We start from the raw sequence: 15,503 nt of genomic DNA on the forward strand, positions 1-15,503 counted from the left end.
ATTGTTTCATTATTTACCAAAAATAAGCATTATTAATAATATTTAAATTGTGTTTCCTGTTAATTTTTTATGTATCCTAATTGCATAACTATCAGACATTCCAGCAACATAACTGCAAATTAACATAATTCTGTTATACAGATTAGTACTTTCTATTTGATACTCTTCTGGCAATAAATTGAACACTAACTGGTCATAATTAGAGGCCATTCCATGGAACTTATTGTTTAACGAATTTACAAAAATATTTAACAAATCTGCAATAATTCTATAACCAGCAACTTCTTTTTCTAAAACTTCTTTGCTTTTGTAAATTTTAGTAACACTAATTTTAATAATGTCGTTAATCTGTGCTTCGTATTTGCATTTATCTAATAAAGATTTATCAAAAGTTCCGTTTAAAATTGCTTCTTCATTTCCTAGAAAAATGTCTACTGCTTCATTAATTAAAACACCAATTGCTAAAGCTCTTAAATAACTTACTCTGTCTTTCTTATAAGGTAAAGAGTGATATTTTTTACTATCAATTGTATCTTTCACTAACTTAATTAGGTATTCTAAAGCGAATTCTTCTTCAATTAAGCCCAAGTTAATTCCGTCTTCAAAATCGATAATTGTGTAGCAAATATCATCTGCTGCTTCTACTAAATAAGCTAGTGGATGACGATAAAAAGAAATATCACCTGAAATCGATTTTTGTTTTAAACCTAAATCTGTGGCTATATCTAAAAACGATTCTTTTTCTGACTGAAAAAAGCCATACTTTTTATCGATAATATGATTCGTTGGTTTTTTTGGCAAGCTTTCTTTAGGGTATTTTAAAAAAGCACCTAATGTTGCATAAGACAACCTCAACCCTCCAGAAACCCCTTCTCTTGATTCCGTTAAAATTTTAAATCCGTTTGCATTTCCTTCAAAATCTATTAAATCTTGATATTCTTTTGCAGATAGCTGTTCTTTATACTTTATTCCTTTCCCAGATTTAAAATACTCTCCAATTGCTTTTTCTCCAGAATGTCCAAAAGGCGGATTTCCAATATCATGTGTTACAGAGGCAGCTGCAACTATAGTGCCAAAATCATTAAAAGTATAACCAAGTTCTGCTAAATTTGGATGACGCTCTAACAACACTTTACCAACTCTTCTCCCTAAAGTTCTTCCCACCACAGATACTTCTAAACTATGTGTTAAGCGTGTGTGTACAAAATCTGTTTCGGATAACGGAATTACTTGTGTTTTATCTTGCAGGCTTCTAAATGCTGATGAAAATATGATTCTATCAAAATCTACATCAAAACCCAGTCGTGTTTCATCTTGTGCTGCTCTAGTGCGCGTTTGTCTATCGCCATAGCGTTTTAAAGAAAGGAGTTGTTCCCAGTTCATTGTTGAATTTTATTATTTATAACCGTTTCTAAAATTACATCTTTTTCTGAATATAATAATTCTGCAACCTGAATTAATTTCTTGATTAAATCATTCACGGTCACATTATCGTTTACTAAAGATGATGCCATATCTGTTGTAATTAGATTTTTTCTTATTAATCTGTCTAAAGATTTATTATCTTCTTTTAGCGCCGTTTTGGCTTCTCTCTTTAAAATCATTAATTGATTAAAATATTCATCTTTATCTTCTTTTTTTCTAAACAAATAGATCACTCTTAAAACCTTCACAACTTTTTTTCTAAACTTATTGTATTCATTTTTGATCTCTTCATTATCCGAAACTAAAAATACTGATACGTTTTTCTCTAACTCTTTTGTATCCTTTATAATTTCAACCATTCTTCTATTGGCTAATTTTAATTCTGATAATCTCTTGTTTTGCTGTTTTGTTAGTTTCAATTCTTGCTGACCTCTTGTTACAAAATTGATAATCTGACCATAAATATTTTTAACTTTACTGTAATAAAGATCTTCTATATCAATTGGAATTTTCTTGTCAGATTGTTTAATTATCTTTTTAATGTTTATATCTGATTTAATGTCATCTCTATGAATATTTAAGGCATGAGCAACAATCTCAAAAATTGCATTCTTGTAAAGATATTTAGATTCTTCTAGGACTGCCGAAATTAATGTTCCAGGAAATTTCAAAATAGCTTCATTTAAGTATTTTGGTTCATCAATTCCTTTATTTTCAATTTCTTTAAATATTCTTAATAAAAAGATTTCTAATTTACGGATAAAAGGAATCATTAATACGACTCCTAAAACATTAAAAATTGTGTGAAATAATGCTAATTTTAAAGTGTAATCTGTTTCTTTAAAATTTAAAAATTCTGATAAATAATTTACGAAATCTGCCAATGGGAAGATAAATATCAAGGCAATTAACCCTGTAGAAACATTAAAAATTAGATGTGCTACTGCTAATCTTTTACCTGCAATGTTTGAACCTAAGGATCCTAAAATCGCAGTTATCGTAGTTCCTATATTTGCGCCAATTGCCAGCGCTAAAGCATTCGCGTATTCTATTTGACCTGTAGCTAAAGCCGCTAATATTAATGCTAAAGCCGCACTACTAGATTGCAGTATTGTTGTTATAATGATTCCTATACCTGTATAAATTATAGCACCTAAAAATCCTGAAACTGCAAACTGAGATAAGTCGATGAATTCTTTAAAAACATCAAAACCTTCTTTCATATAATAAATCCCTAAAAAAAAGAAACCTAATCCTCCTAAAACATTTCCAATTCCTTTAAAAATAAGATTCTTTTTAAAGGAAAAAATAAGTCCAAAAATTAGCATTGGCATTGCCAAAGAAGCTATTTTAATTCTTAGACCAAAACCAGCCACTAACCAAGCGGTTGCAGTAGTACCAATATTTGCTCCAAAAATTAAACCTAAACCTCCTGAAAGACTTATTAAGCCCGCACTTATAAAAGAAATTGTAATAACAGAAACTAAAGAACTAGACTGTATAAAAGCAGTTACAAAAGCCCCAGCGGTAATGCTCTTATACAACTTATCAGTCGTCTGTTTTAAAAAAAACTGTAATGGCCCTTTTGTAAAAACTTTAAATCCTTCCTCAAGTAAGATAACACCAAAAAGTAAAACTGCAACACCCGCTGCAATTGTCTTGAAATTTGGATTGAAATATAGAATTATAGCGAGTATAACTAAGAAAGTAGGAAATAATATTTTTTTAATCATCAAAAAAAAGTGTTCATGTAATAAAATTTTTTAGAGATAAAGATATTATTTATAAATAAAAAAGAGAAGCATTTCTGCTTCTCTTTTTATCTATTTTTTATTTTAATGGATTCCCTTTTTCGAGGGAGTAATATATGTGATTTTAAGAACCACACATCAAACAATCATCATCTGGTGTTCCATTTTTAGAAGCATCTACCATGGCTTTAAATTCCGCAGGACTCATTGGTTTCTCTTCTTCTATAACAGCTGCTTTCTTTTCTTTAGAAACTGTAAACTGAGTTGCATTTACTGCTGATTTTGTTCTTAAGTAATACATTCCTGTTTTTAAACCAGATTTCCATCCATAAAAATGCATTGAAGTTAATTTTCCAAAATCAGGATCTTTCATGAATAAGTTTAAAGACTGAGATTGATCGATAAAATACCCTCTATGGCGTGCCATATCAATAATATCTTTCATACTCATTTCCCAAACTGTTTTATACAATTCTCGTAATTCAGCAGGAATCTCTTCAATGTGTTGAATAGACCCATTTGCACGCATAATGCTTTCTTTCATATCATTATCCCACAAATTTAGCTCTACTAAATCTTCAAGTAAATGTTTATTTACCACAATAAATTCTCCTGATAATACTCTTCTTGTATAAATATTAGATGTGTATGGTTCAAAAGCTTCATTGTTTCCTAAAATTTGGGAAGTTGATGCAGTAGGCATTGGTGCCACCAATAAAGAGTTTCTAACTCCATGTTGGATTACATCTTTACGTAATTTACCCCAATTCCAATTTCCACTTAATTCATCATCTTTGATTCCCCACATATTAAATTGAAATTCTCCTTCAGACATCGGAGAACCTTTAAATGTAGAATACGCTCCTTTTGCTTTCGAAATTTCCATTGAAGAAGTTACAGCTGCAAAGTACATTGTTTCAAAAATTTCTTGATTTAATTTTTGAGCCTCTTCCGAAGTAAAAGGTAAACGCAACATAATAAAAGCATCTGCTAAACCTTGAATACCTAGACCAATTGGTCTATGTCTAAAGTTAGAATTTTCTGCTTCAATTACAGGATAAAAATTAGCATCGATTACAGTATCTAAATTACGAGTTACTTTTTTAGTAACATCGAATAATTTTTTATGATTGAAGAATTTTTCTCCATTTTCTTTTTCAGAAATAAACATTGGTAAAGCAATAGAAGCTAAGTTACAAACTGCAACTTCGTCTTTTGCAGTGTATTCCATAATTTCTGTACATAAGTTTGAAGAACGAATTGTACCTAAATTCTTCTGATTCGTTTTACGGTTTACAGCATCTTTATACAACATATAAGGAGTACCTGTCTCAATTTGAGATTCTAATATTTTCTCCCAAAGTTCACGAGCTTTTATAGTTTTTCTACCTTTACCTGCGGCTTCATAACTTGTATATAGACGTTCAAATTCTTCCCCATAAGAGTCATATAAATGTGGACATTCATGAGGACACATTAAAGTCCAATCAGCATCTTCTTGAACACGTTCCATAAAAAGATCCGAAATCCACATTGCATAGAATAAATCTCTTGCACGCATTTCTTCTTTTCCGTGATTTTTCTTTAAATCTAAAAAATCAAAAATATCAGCATGCCAAGGCTCTAAGTACATCGCAAAAGATCCCTTACGTTTTCCTCCTCCTTGATCTACATAACGTGCTGTGTCATTAAAAACCTTTAACATTGGTACAATTCCATTAGAGGTTCCGTTAGTGCCTGCAATGTAAGAACCTGTTGCTCTAATGTTGTGTAATGACAAACCGATACCTCCTGCAGATTGTGAAATTTTTGCTGTTTGTTTTAAAGTATCATAAATTCCTTCAATACTATCATCTTGCATCTGTAGCAAAAAACAAGAGGACATTTGTGGTTTTGGAGTACCTGCATTGAATAATGTTGGTGTTGCATGTGTAAAGTACTTTTTACTCATTAATTCATAAGTAGCTATTGCTTCATCAATATCATTCTTATGAATACCTATAGAGACACGCATTAACATATGTTGTGGACGTTCTGCAATTTGACCATTCAATTTTAACAGATAAGAACGTTCCAAAGTTTTAAAACCAAAATAATCGTAATTAAAGTCTCTATTGTAAATAATAGTAGAATCTAATTTTTCCGCATTGTCTTTGATGATTTTATACACATCATCAGCCAATAATGGTGCTTTTTTCTCTGTACGTGGATTTACATAATAATATAAATCATCCATAGTATCTGAAAATGACTTTTTAGTGTTTTTATGTAAATTAGAAACGGCTATTCTTGCAGCTAATTTAGCATAATCTGGATGTGCTGTAGTCATTGTAGCTGCAGTTTCAGCAGCTAAGTTATCTAATTCTGAAGTAGTTACTCCATCATACAAACCTTCAATTACACGCATTGCAACTTTTACTGGATCTACTATTTTGTTCAATCCGTAACACATTTTTTTAACTCTTGATGTGATTTTATCGAACATCACTGGTTCTTTCTTGCCGTCTCTTTTAGCTACATACATTGGTTTACTGGTTTTATTTAAAAGTTATTATTAAAGCCGCCAAAACATCCACTTTTTGGCAGTTTATTTTTAGTAATTCTGAGGTACTCAGAATGGTAATTTAATTTATACGGTATTTACTCGTAATTCAGGGGATTTGATTAAATCTAAAAATCTGAATCAAAACTAATGCTTCCTGTTCCTCCAGATTTTACTCCGGCTTTTTGGTATTCAGATACTCTTTTTTCGAAGAAATTAGTCTTCCCTTCTAAAGAAATCATCTCCATAAAGTCAAAAGGATTTGTTGCTTCGTATTCTTTTTCACAGCCAAACTCTAGTAATAATCTGTCTGCTACAAACTCTAAATATTGTGTCATTAATTTTGAATTCATACCAATTAAACTTACTGGTAAAGATTCTGTAATAAACTCACGTTCTATATTTAATGCATCAATTATAATTTCTCTAATACGTTCTGGAGAGACTCTATTTACAATATGATTATTATGCAAATGCACTGCGAAATCAGCATGCATACCCTCATCTCTTGAAATTAACTCGTTAGAAAAAGTTAACCCAGGTAATAATCCTCTTTTCTTTAACCAGAATATAGAACAAAATGCTCCTGAAAAGAAGATTCCTTCTACTGCAGCAAATGCAATTAATCTTTCTGCAAAAGAATCAGACTCAATCCATTTTAAAGCCCAATCTGCTTTTTTCCTAATTGCAGGAAAAACTTCAATAGCTCTAAATAATCTATCTTTTTCTACCTCGTCCTTTACATAGGTGTCAATCAATAAAGAATAGGTCTCTGAATGAACATTTTCCATCATAATTTGAAAACCATAGAAAAACTTAGCTTCCGAATATTGAACTTCATTTACAAAATTCTCTGCTAAATTTTCATTAACAATTCCATCAGAAGCAGCAAAAAACGCTAAAATATGTTTTATAAAATAACGTTCGTCATCTGTTAACTTAGTCGTCCAATCAATCACATCAGATTGTAAATCAATTTCTTCTGCTGTCCAAAAACAGGCTTGTTGTTTCTTGTACCATTCCCACAAATCATTATGTTGAATTGGAAAAATTACAAATCGATTATCATTAGGTTGTAAAATTGGTTCTTTAGAAGACATTTATGTTAAAAATTTGAGAGTTATGTAATATTATTAAATCGTAAAAACGACCCTTACAAAGATTGAATTTTTTGTTCCAAAATGAAAGTTATACTTATTCACAAAACCCTTAAAGTTTTTAACAATATAGTTCTTTTTTGATTTTTTTGAACTTTTTACGATATCCTCAATTATCTGATTTTTAGATTTTTAAAATTAAAAAAAAACCTGAAGCCCTAATTCTATTGACTTCCTTTCAAAATTCATTTTTATTTCTTTTTTGGGTTATTTTTTTTTAAAAAAAATCTTAATAATTTATTTAAAGGCTATCCATCAAAAATTATTTTTAATTCAAAATAGATAAAAATGTTATTGCTCAGCATTATATTGTATCTTTGCTCTATTATTAACACTTATAATATATTATTTTGAAAAAAGGAACAGTAAAATTCTTCAACGAATCAAAAGGATTTGGATTTGTAACAGAAGACGATTCAAATACAGAGTACTTTGTACATGTATCTGGATTAATTGATGAAATTAGAGAAGGCGACACAGTAGAGTTTGACCTAAAAGAAGGTAGAAAAGGTTTAAATGCAGTAGATGTTAGAGTACTTTAATCACTGTCTTTAAATTTTTACAAAAAAATCGTCTAAAATATTTTAGACGATTTTTTTTTTGCTTTATTTTTTTATTCGAAAATATAAGTTTTTGAAAATTATACCACTAGCTAAAAAAGTAAACTCTTTAACGATGCCAAACGATTTAGAATCGAAGATAAATTTTTAAACCTATAAAAATTAATATAAAATTACAGAAAGTTATTTTATACATCTGACTTATTGAAAAAAAACCTAGTAGATATTAAAAAACCTATTTAATATTATTTAGATTTTATTTATATAAGAACAAGTCGTTTAAAATATTTCAAACGACTTGTTTTTGCAGTATTTTTGTGAAAATATTTATTACTAATGAAAAGTAGATTTCCGAAAATTGTACAAATTGCAATTATTTCTGTGTATTTAATTTTTTTAGCAGGTTCTATTGTTAGAATGACTGGCTCTGGAATGGGTTGCCCTGATTGGCCAAAATGTTTTGGATATTACATTCCACCAACTTCTGAGGAACAAATTAGTTGGAAACCAAATACAGAATTCAAAAAAGGTTTTATCATCATTAAAGACGAAGTTCTATTTGTTGCTGAAAGTGATGTCAAAACTTCATCAGAATTCAATAAAAATAATTGGAAAAACTATACAAAGCATGATTATGCTAAGTTTAATAAATATCACACTTGGACAGAATATATAAACAGATTGGCCTCTGTTTTATCAGGTTTTGTTTTCTTATTTCTAATCTATGGAGCAGCTAAGTTCTGGAAAACAAAAAAGATAATTCCGTTATTATCATTTGCGGCTTTCTTTTTAATGTTGTTTGAAGCTTGGTTAGGAAAAACTGTTGTAGACACCAATCTAAAACCTACAATTATTACTATTCATATGGTTGTTGGATTAGTTATAATTGCTCTTTTACTACAATTAAAATTTATTATTTCGGACAAAAAAAAGGTGTTCAAATATAATTCTATCTTTAATAAATTACTGCTTTTTTCTGTTATTTTCTCTTTGATTCAAATTGCGATGGGTACCCAAGTAAGACAATTTATAGATGAACAAGTAAAACTCTTTGGTTTTGAAAACAAAGAATATAGCTTAATGAATCCGAGTTTTAAATTCTACTTTCATAGATCCTTTACGATAGCGATTGTCTTGGTTAACTTTGGAATGTTCTATCTGAATCAAATTAAAAACTTAGGCTATAAGCTCGTAAATTGGATTGTCTTTTTAATCTTTCTTGAAACCATTACAGGAATTTTAATGTATTATGCAGAATTTCCTCTAGGAACACAAGCTATACATTTATTATCTGGTGCAATTTTATTTGGTTTACAATTTTACTTGTGGTTGCAGAGCCGCTCAGTGAAGAATATTCAACAATAAGCTTCGGTCAATAAAGCCAAATATTAATAGGCTCAGTTTAAAAAATGCCAAGAACTTATTAAGGCATGAACGATAAGAAGATAAAAACTAAGGATGCGCATTTACCCACACATCGCCATCAGAGAAATGTTCCTTTTTCCAAATAGGCACACTTTCTTTTAGAGTGTCAATAGCGAATTCACAAGCCCTAAAAGCCGCTTTTCTGTGTTTCGCTGAAGCCGTGATAATAACAGGAATAGCGCCAATTTGCAACATGCCTTCTGCGTGATGAATGGCTATTTTATGAATGTCAAATTTTACTAAAGCCAAGTCTGCAATTTTTTGCATTTCCTTAATTGCCATTGGTTTATAGGTAGAAAAATCTAACTGTATTACTTCTTTTCCCTGTGTATCATTTCTAACTACACCAATAAAAGCTGATATTCCGCCACAAGAAGCATCCTCTACAAAACTGTAACATTCCTGTAAGTCTAATTTTTTTCCTGTAATTTTTATTGAAGTTCTTTTCATTGATGAACAAAAATAATGATTCAAAATGTATCTTTGCAACCTAATTTTCAATACTTCATAAAAATGAAAAGTATCTTTAGAGTTGTTAGTTTTTTAGAAGGAGTTTCTTACTTATTATTAATGAGCTTAGGCCTATATTATAAATACGCTTTAAAAGATCCAAGTTTTGTAAAAATGTTTGGAATGCCTCACGGAATTCTATTTATACTCTATATTATTTTAGCGATTATGCTCAAGAAACAGATGAAATGGAAAAATATAACTTTAGCAATAGTATTATTAGCTTCTATTTTACCTTTTGGAACTTTTTATATTGATAAGAAATATTTGAGATAGCTTTAACCCCCGCTCACGGGAGGAATTACAGCAACTGTATCATTTCCATTTAGAATCAAATCACCCGTTGCATAACTTTCATTTACTGCAATTGCATAAGAATCCAAATTTTCTAACTGAGGATAATCTTTCTTCAACAAATTTTTAAAATCTTCAACAGTTGAGGCTTCGGAAAGCTCTAAGTCTAAATTTGAAGTACCTACTAGATCTGTTGTAATTCCAAAAAAAAGTGTTTTTATTTTCATCATAAACAAAGATAAAAGTATTAATTTAATATATTCAATCTTAATAAGAATCCATCATTCTTAATTCCGGCATGAAAAGATTTTACATAATCAATTCTTAAGAATCGCCATTTACCAAAACCAATATTATCTAATCCAAGAGAGTATTCTGAGTAAGGTTTTTTATCCGCCATAAACAAACTTTTTACCCCTCCAACTAAATGAAAGTTTAGGTTATTAATTAAAGGAATTTTACCCAAAACCGATCCTTTAAAATTATGTTCTAGATGTGCTTCTGCATATCTATCATTCGTGTAAAACTTATAATACTCTAACAAGCCAAAACTACTTAATTGATTATCTGTGATAAATAGCAGCTGATTTCCATTGGCTTGCAAATTATCCATGAAAGCAATGTTTTTCTTTTTCAAAAAGAGTCCTCCTCCAATATTGTAAGCTAGTTTCCCATAATTTCCAGCATCAATATTTTGTCTTATGTTGGCTACAAATACATCAGAATTTAATTCAGAATTTGAGGCTCCAAAATTTTTCCTGTATGTTAAACTCAAAGATGGGTATTTTGTATTTCCAATATTAAATTTCCTATGAGGGTAGGATAAATATTTTTGATTGAAGATAAAAGTTGCACCTACTTTTAATGAAGCTATGCTATGCTCTGTAAATACCGTATTTATATAATCTGTTGGGTCTAAAGGATTATTAGAAGTATAAGGCTTTGTTTTACTTTGACGTGCAAAAGAATAATTATTGGTGTTAAAAAGTGGTTTTCTATTTGCATATTCTAAAGATGATGAAAAGTAAATACCATTTTTAATCTCTTCGGAATACATAATTTTAGCAAACTCTTTCTCAAAAATTTTCAAATAATTTTCTCTTCTTAATAAAGAGCGTACTAAATTATCCATTTTAGAAATCGGATTTCTTCCATTAAATTGGGCAGTTGTTACCCCAACAGAAATAGACATTCTTGGTCTAGAAATATTATTCCATTTTTTATTGAAAAAGAATGTTGGCCTTGCTATTTTTTCTGAAAAACCATAATTAACATTTACACCTGCACTCCACCAATTTCCCTTGTCGTTAATATTTTTAGAATAACTAACACCCATAGAAGTATTAAAACCCTGCACAGTATTAAATCCTAAATCTTTTATGAGGCCATCATAAGACAAAGACCATTTTTCGAAAGAATTCTTATAGGTATAACCGGTAATTGGAGAGAGAAAACTAACCTTATTCTGCTTTTTATTTACTGAGTCTAAATACTTTTTTGATTTACGAACTACTTTTAAACTATCTTTAACTTCATAATCTTTCACCTCTTCTGTGGTTAACGGAACAGGCCTTAAAGTAATCCAATAAGAAGAATCTTTTTCAGTAGCTTCTTTCTCAAAAGTTAAAACCTCATTTGTAAATGTTTTTTCATTAAAATTAGGTATAAAATCATAATTAGAAAAAGCAGAAGAAAAGCGTCCATCGAACTTAAAGCCTAAAGCATTTACTCTAAAATCTATACTTTGACTGATTAAAACCCAAGCATCATTCTTATCAGAATAATTATAATTTTGTTTTAGTTTTAAAACATCAACCACAGGAATATTTACTTGTGCTCCAGTAACTGAAACATCCGCGCCATAAAGCGCCCAATCGTCTTCTACAATATATAATGACCCATTAAAAACAGGATCATTTTTACGTTTTGGAAGGATCTTTATTTTATTGATAAGCCTTCCGTTTTTATCATAAAAAGTTCCCTCTAATTTAAATTTATAGTAACTAAAAGCGTTTGTAGAAAGAGGTGAAACCAAATTATTACCAAACTCGACACTGTTTTCATAAAAATTGATATTTGCATCTTCTGCCCTATTAAAACTGATACCGTTGTCTTGTCCGCTAACTTTAGACGCAATAATATTCTCTTTAAAATTTTTAGGTTTTTTCTGAAATTTAATGTCAGAAATAGTTTCAGAGAGATAAATAATACCACTCCTTGTTGAATCTAAACCTCCACCAAAATCGCCCAAAGTTTGACCTAAAAATTTCTTTGGCGCATCTTTGATTCGATACAATCCACGTGAATAAAACTTGGCTGTATAATTTGCAAACTTATCTGTGTTCTTATCTTTATTCGCAATTACATTTCTAATAATCCTATTCGCAGGATTGTCTTTAGTTGAAATAGAAATTTCACTTAACTGCACACTTTCTTCCTCTAACTTAACATTTAGATAAAAAGGAAATGAAGAAATTTCCACTTCTTTTTTTACCGTTTTAAAACCTAAAAACTGAAAAACAATAGTATATTTTCCTTTCCTAATAAGATCTAAAATATAATCGCCATTATCATTAGAAGTTGTACCCGTAACTGTATTATCTAGATAGACACTCACGAATGAAAGAGGATTGTTTTTCATATCTGTAATTTTCCCTTTTACTTGCCCAATAAAAGTTACTGAAACAAAAAGAAAAAATAAGGTAATAATTTTTTTCATGGCTGATTTTACTTAACAGACGTAAAAATAAAGTTTATGTTACAATCAAATCTTTAAAATTTGTTAAACAACCTATAATAGTTTCTTCGATTATGTGATGTTGTTAAAAACGAGTGACTTAAAAGATATTGATAATAATTTATTAGTTTCTAAAAGTAATAAAATTTCATTTGCTCTTTGACTGAAAAGCCTATATTTGTCGACTACAATATAGTATACAACAATTTATGAGCGATTCTAGAAAAAGACACGAAGCTTTACTGTACCACGCAAAACCAAAACCAGGGAAAATCGAGGTTGTTCCCACTAAAAAATATGCTACTCAGCACGATTTAGCGCTCGCGTATTCTCCCGGTGTGGCAGAGCCTTGTTTAGAAATTGCCAAAAACAAAGAAAATGTTTACAAATACACTTCTAAAGGAAATTTAGTAGCCGTAATTTCTAACGGAACTGCGGTTTTAGGTTTGGGTGATATCGGTCCCGAAGCGTCAAAACCAGTAATGGAAGGAAAGGGATTACTTTTTAAAATATTTGCTGATATTGATGTTTTTGATATTGAAGTAGACGCAACTGATGTAGAGCTTTTTATACAAACCGTAAAAGCAATTGCACCAACTTTTGGAGGTATAAATTTAGAGGACATCAAAGCTCCCGAAGCTTTTGAGATCGAAAGAAGGTTAAAAGAAGAATTAGATATTCCTGTAATGCATGATGACCAGCATGGAACCGCTATTATTTCTGCAGCAGCTTTAAAAAATGCTGTTGAAATTACAGAAAAGGATATTTCTAAAATAAAAATGGTTGTGAATGGCGCAGGTGCTGCCGCAATTTCTTGCACACGTTTGTATCTAAAATTAGGGGCAAAAAGAGAAAATATTGTCATGTGCGACAGCAAAGGTGTTATCCGAAAAGATAGGGAAAATCTCACTTCTCAAAAAGCAGAGTTTGCAACGAATCAAGATATAAATACATTAGAGGAAGCAATGCAAAATGCAGATGTTTTTATTGGACTTTCTATGGGAAATATAGTTTCTCCAGAAATGTTATTATCGATGGCAAAAGACCCTATTGTTTTTGCAATGGCAAATCCTGTTCCTGAAATCAATTATGATTTAGCAATTGCTACTAGAGATGATATTTTAATGGCTACTGGTAGATCAGATCATCCTAATCAAGTAAATAATGTACTTGGTTTTCCGTTTATTTTTAGAGGTGCTTTAGATGTAAGAGCTACCAAAATTAATGAAGAAATGAAAATGGCTGCAGTGCATGCTTTAGCTGATTTAGCGAAGCAATCTGTACCCGAACAAGTAAATATTGTGTATGACGAAGTAAGTTTAACTTACGGAAGAGAATATATCATTCCAAAACCATTTGATCCAAGATTAATTTATGAAATTCCTCCAGCAATTGCCAAAGCGGCCATGGATTCTGGAGTTGCTTTAGAACCAATTTCTGATTGGAAAAAGTACAGAGAAGAACTAATGGAAAGATCTGGCTCTGGAAGTAAAGAAATTAGAATGATTCATAATAGAGCAAAAAGCAATTTAAAACGAATTGTTTTTGCTGAGGCTGATCATTTAGATGTCTTAAAAGCGGCACAAAGAGTCCATGAAGAAAAACTCGGAAAACCTATTTTACTCGGACGTAAAGAATTAATTTTAGCGCTAAAGGAAGAAATTGGCTTCACTGCCGATGTACCAATTTTTGACCCTAAAACTGATGAAGAAAAAGAGCGTAGAGATCGATTTGGAGAAGCTTATTGGAAAAGAAGACAGCGTAAAGGACGAACTTTATCTGAAGCAAAAAAATTAATGCGTGAGCGTAATTATTTTGGAGCTATGTTGGTCAATGAAAATGAAGCTGACGCCTTAATTACTGGCTACTCTAGACCCTATCCCACTGTTGTAAAACCAATGCTTGAGTTAATTGAAAAAGAAAAAGGCATTTCTAAAATTGCTGCTTGTAACCTAATGCTTACTAAACAAGGTCCTTTGTTTTTAGCAGATACCACTATCAATATCAATCCTTCAGCAAAAGATTTGGTAAAGATTACGCAAATGACCTCAAATTTGGTGAAAATGTTTGGTATGAAACCAAATATTGCCATGTTGTCTTTTTCTAATTTTGGATCTATTAACACCGAAACATCTATAAAAATTAAAGAAGCAGTTACTTTTATTCATCGTCATTACCCTGATGCAATTGTTGATGGAGAAATTCAAGCAGATTTTGCATTGAACCCTGAAATGCTAGCAAAAGAGTTTCCATTTTCTAAATTGAATGGTAAAAAAGTAAATGTTTTAATTTTTCCGAATTTAGAATCTGCAAATATCACCTACAAACTACTTAAACAAGTTCAAGGAGCAGAATCTATCGGTCCAGTAATTTTAGGTTTAAGCAAGGCAGTGCATGTTTTGCAACTAGGTGCAAGTGTTGATGAAATGGTAAATATGGCAGCTTTAGCATGTGTTGACGCTCAACAAAGAGAAAAGAATAAATAATTGATTACTTTAGACCGATAAAAGAAATTCATGATTACACAAGTTAGAGGTAGATTGGTAGAGAAAAACCCAACAGAAGTTGTTATCGATTGCAATGGTGTTGGTTATTTGTTACACATTTCTTTAAATACTTTTTCTAGTTTACCTGATAGTGAAAATGTGGTTTTATTTACGCATTTATCTATAAGAGAAGATGCACACACGCTTTTTGGCTTTATCAATAAAACAGAAAGAGAAATTTTTAAATTATTAATTTCTGTTTCAGGTGTTGGTCCGAGTATTGCACGAACAATGCTGTCATCAATGACATCAGAAGAAATACAAAATGCAATAGCTTCAGAAAATGTACCACTAATACAAGCTGTAAAAGGAATTGGAATAAAGACTGCCCAAAGAGTAATTGTAGATTTAAAAGATAAAATCATGAAAACGTTTAATATTGACGAAATTTCTATAAACTCAAGCAATACTAATAAAGATGAAGCGTTATCTGCTTTAGAAGTTTTAGGCTTTAATAGAAAACAATCTGAAAAAGTTGTGAGTGCAGTTTTAAAAGAAAACCATGAAGCTTCTGTGGAACAAATTATTAAATCAGCTTTAAAAAACTTATAATAAA

At 30.5% G+C, this 15,503-nt stretch carries 12 protein-coding genes; 5 read left to right on the forward strand and 7 right to left on the reverse strand.

The genetic code is table 11. The annotated features are described in order from the left end of the window. Window positions 1–42: 42 nt before the first annotated feature. The 4 genes from ATE90_RS10400 to ATE90_RS10415 all read right to left on the reverse strand — a co-directional run bounded on the left by ATE90_RS10400 (window position 43) and on the right by ATE90_RS10415 (window position 6,818). Window positions 43–1,383, reverse strand: a complete 1,341-nt coding sequence (locus ATE90_RS10400; RefSeq protein ID WP_036787605.1) for a deoxyguanosinetriphosphate triphosphohydrolase — start codon at window positions 1,381–1,383, stop codon at window positions 43–45. Next, a complete protein-coding gene (locus ATE90_RS10405; RefSeq protein WP_101451372.1) occupies window positions 1,380–3,158 on the reverse strand; it encodes a Na/Pi cotransporter family protein in 1,779 nt (592 codons plus the stop codon). Before ATE90_RS10405 ends, ATE90_RS10400 begins: the two co-directional genes overlap by 4 nt. 142 nt (window positions 3,159–3,300) lie before the next feature. Further along, window positions 3,301–5,700, reverse strand: a complete 2,400-nt coding sequence (locus tag ATE90_RS10410) for a ribonucleoside-diphosphate reductase subunit alpha (RefSeq protein ID WP_036787610.1) — start codon at window positions 5,698–5,700, stop codon at window positions 3,301–3,303. Window positions 5,701–5,846: 146 nt separating this feature from the next. Further along, the gene (locus tag ATE90_RS10415) at window positions 5,847–6,818 is read right to left on the reverse strand and encodes a ribonucleotide-diphosphate reductase subunit beta (protein ID WP_036787613.1); all 972 of its coding nucleotides are present in this window, start codon (window positions 6,816–6,818) and stop codon (window positions 5,847–5,849) included. A 407-nt stretch (window positions 6,819–7,225) separates the two neighbouring features. On the opposite strand from ATE90_RS10415, the gene ATE90_RS10420 reads away from it, so the two are divergent. After that, window positions 7,226–7,417, forward strand: a complete 192-nt coding sequence (locus tag ATE90_RS10420) for a cold-shock protein (protein ID WP_036787616.1) — start codon at window positions 7,226–7,228, stop codon at window positions 7,415–7,417. A gap of 354 nt (window positions 7,418–7,771) precedes the next feature. Beyond that, window positions 7,772–8,800 (forward strand): COX15/CtaA family protein, encoded by a 1,029-nt coding sequence (locus ATE90_RS10425; RefSeq protein WP_036787618.1) that lies wholly within the window; start codon window positions 7,772–7,774, stop codon window positions 8,798–8,800. Between the two features lie 87 nt (window positions 8,801–8,887). Here the strand turns inward: ATE90_RS10425 and ATE90_RS10430 are convergent, their stop codons facing one another. Next, window positions 8,888–9,310, reverse strand: a complete 423-nt coding sequence (locus ATE90_RS10430; RefSeq protein WP_036787620.1) for a molybdenum cofactor biosynthesis protein MoaE — start codon at window positions 9,308–9,310, stop codon at window positions 8,888–8,890. Between the two features lie 63 nt (window positions 9,311–9,373). Between ATE90_RS10430 and ATE90_RS10435 the strand changes: the two genes are divergently transcribed. Continuing rightward, complete coding sequence (locus tag ATE90_RS10435) at window positions 9,374–9,646, forward strand: DUF3817 domain-containing protein (RefSeq protein WP_036788349.1); 273 nt, start codon at window positions 9,374–9,376, stop codon at window positions 9,644–9,646. A gap of 2 nt (window positions 9,647–9,648) precedes the next feature. Here the strand turns inward: ATE90_RS10435 and moaD are convergent, their stop codons facing one another. Together moaD and ATE90_RS10445 are read right to left on the reverse strand one after the other, a co-directional pair. Continuing rightward, the gene (gene moaD / locus ATE90_RS10440; protein ID WP_366132470.1) at window positions 9,649–9,894 is read right to left on the reverse strand and encodes a molybdopterin converting factor subunit 1; all 246 of its coding nucleotides are present in this window, start codon (window positions 9,892–9,894) and stop codon (window positions 9,649–9,651) included. Between the two features lie 17 nt (window positions 9,895–9,911). Beyond that, complete coding sequence (locus tag ATE90_RS10445; RefSeq protein ID WP_101451373.1) at window positions 9,912–12,383, reverse strand: DUF5686 and carboxypeptidase regulatory-like domain-containing protein; 2,472 nt, start codon at window positions 12,381–12,383, stop codon at window positions 9,912–9,914. 227 nt (window positions 12,384–12,610) lie between these two features. On the opposite strand from ATE90_RS10445, the gene ATE90_RS10450 reads away from it, so the two are divergent. Next, on the forward strand, window positions 12,611–14,887 hold the full coding sequence (locus ATE90_RS10450; RefSeq protein WP_036787627.1) for an NADP-dependent malic enzyme: 2,277 nt from the start codon (window positions 12,611–12,613) through the stop codon (window positions 14,885–14,887). A 30-nt stretch (window positions 14,888–14,917) separates the two neighbouring features. Then, a complete protein-coding gene (ruvA, locus tag ATE90_RS10455) occupies window positions 14,918–15,499 on the forward strand; it encodes a Holliday junction branch migration protein RuvA (RefSeq protein WP_036787630.1) in 582 nt (193 codons plus the stop codon). The last annotated feature ends 4 nt before the right edge of the window (window positions 15,500–15,503 follow it).

Origin of the sequence: Polaribacter sp. Hel1_33_96, assembly GCF_002846595.1 — a bacterium.
Taxonomy (GTDB): Bacteria; Bacteroidota; Bacteroidia; order Flavobacteriales; family Flavobacteriaceae; genus Polaribacter.

Excerpts from the sequence above, each read along its gene's own strand:
- ATE90_RS10400 (WP_036787605.1), bottom strand. The coding sequence starts at position 1,383 with ATGAACTGGGAACAACTCCTTTCTTTAAAACGCTATGGCGATAGACAA.
- ATE90_RS10405 (WP_101451372.1), bottom strand. The coding sequence starts at position 3,158 with ATGATTAAAAAAATATTATTTCCTACTTTCTTAGTTATACTCGCTATA.
- ATE90_RS10410 (WP_036787610.1), bottom strand. The coding sequence starts at position 5,700 with ATGTATGTAGCTAAAAGAGACGGCAAGAAAGAACCAGTGATGTTCGAT.
- ATE90_RS10415 (WP_036787613.1), bottom strand. The coding sequence starts at position 6,818 with ATGTCTTCTAAAGAACCAATTTTACAACCTAATGATAATCGATTTGTA.
- ATE90_RS10425 (WP_036787618.1), top strand. The coding sequence starts at position 7,772 with ATGAAAAGTAGATTTCCGAAAATTGTACAAATTGCAATTATTTCTGTG.
- ATE90_RS10430 (WP_036787620.1), bottom strand. The coding sequence starts at position 9,310 with ATGAAAAGAACTTCAATAAAAATTACAGGAAAAAAATTAGACTTACAG.
- ATE90_RS10435 (WP_036788349.1), top strand. The coding sequence starts at position 9,374 with ATGAAAAGTATCTTTAGAGTTGTTAGTTTTTTAGAAGGAGTTTCTTAC.
- moaD (WP_366132470.1), bottom strand. The coding sequence starts at position 9,894 with ATGATGAAAATAAAAACACTTTTTTTTGGAATTACAACAGATCTAGTA.
- ATE90_RS10445 (WP_101451373.1), bottom strand. The coding sequence starts at position 12,383 with ATGAAAAAAATTATTACCTTATTTTTTCTTTTTGTTTCAGTAACTTTT.
- ATE90_RS10450 (WP_036787627.1), top strand. The coding sequence starts at position 12,611 with ATGAGCGATTCTAGAAAAAGACACGAAGCTTTACTGTACCACGCAAAA.
- ruvA (WP_036787630.1), top strand. The coding sequence starts at position 14,918 with ATGATTACACAAGTTAGAGGTAGATTGGTAGAGAAAAACCCAACAGAA.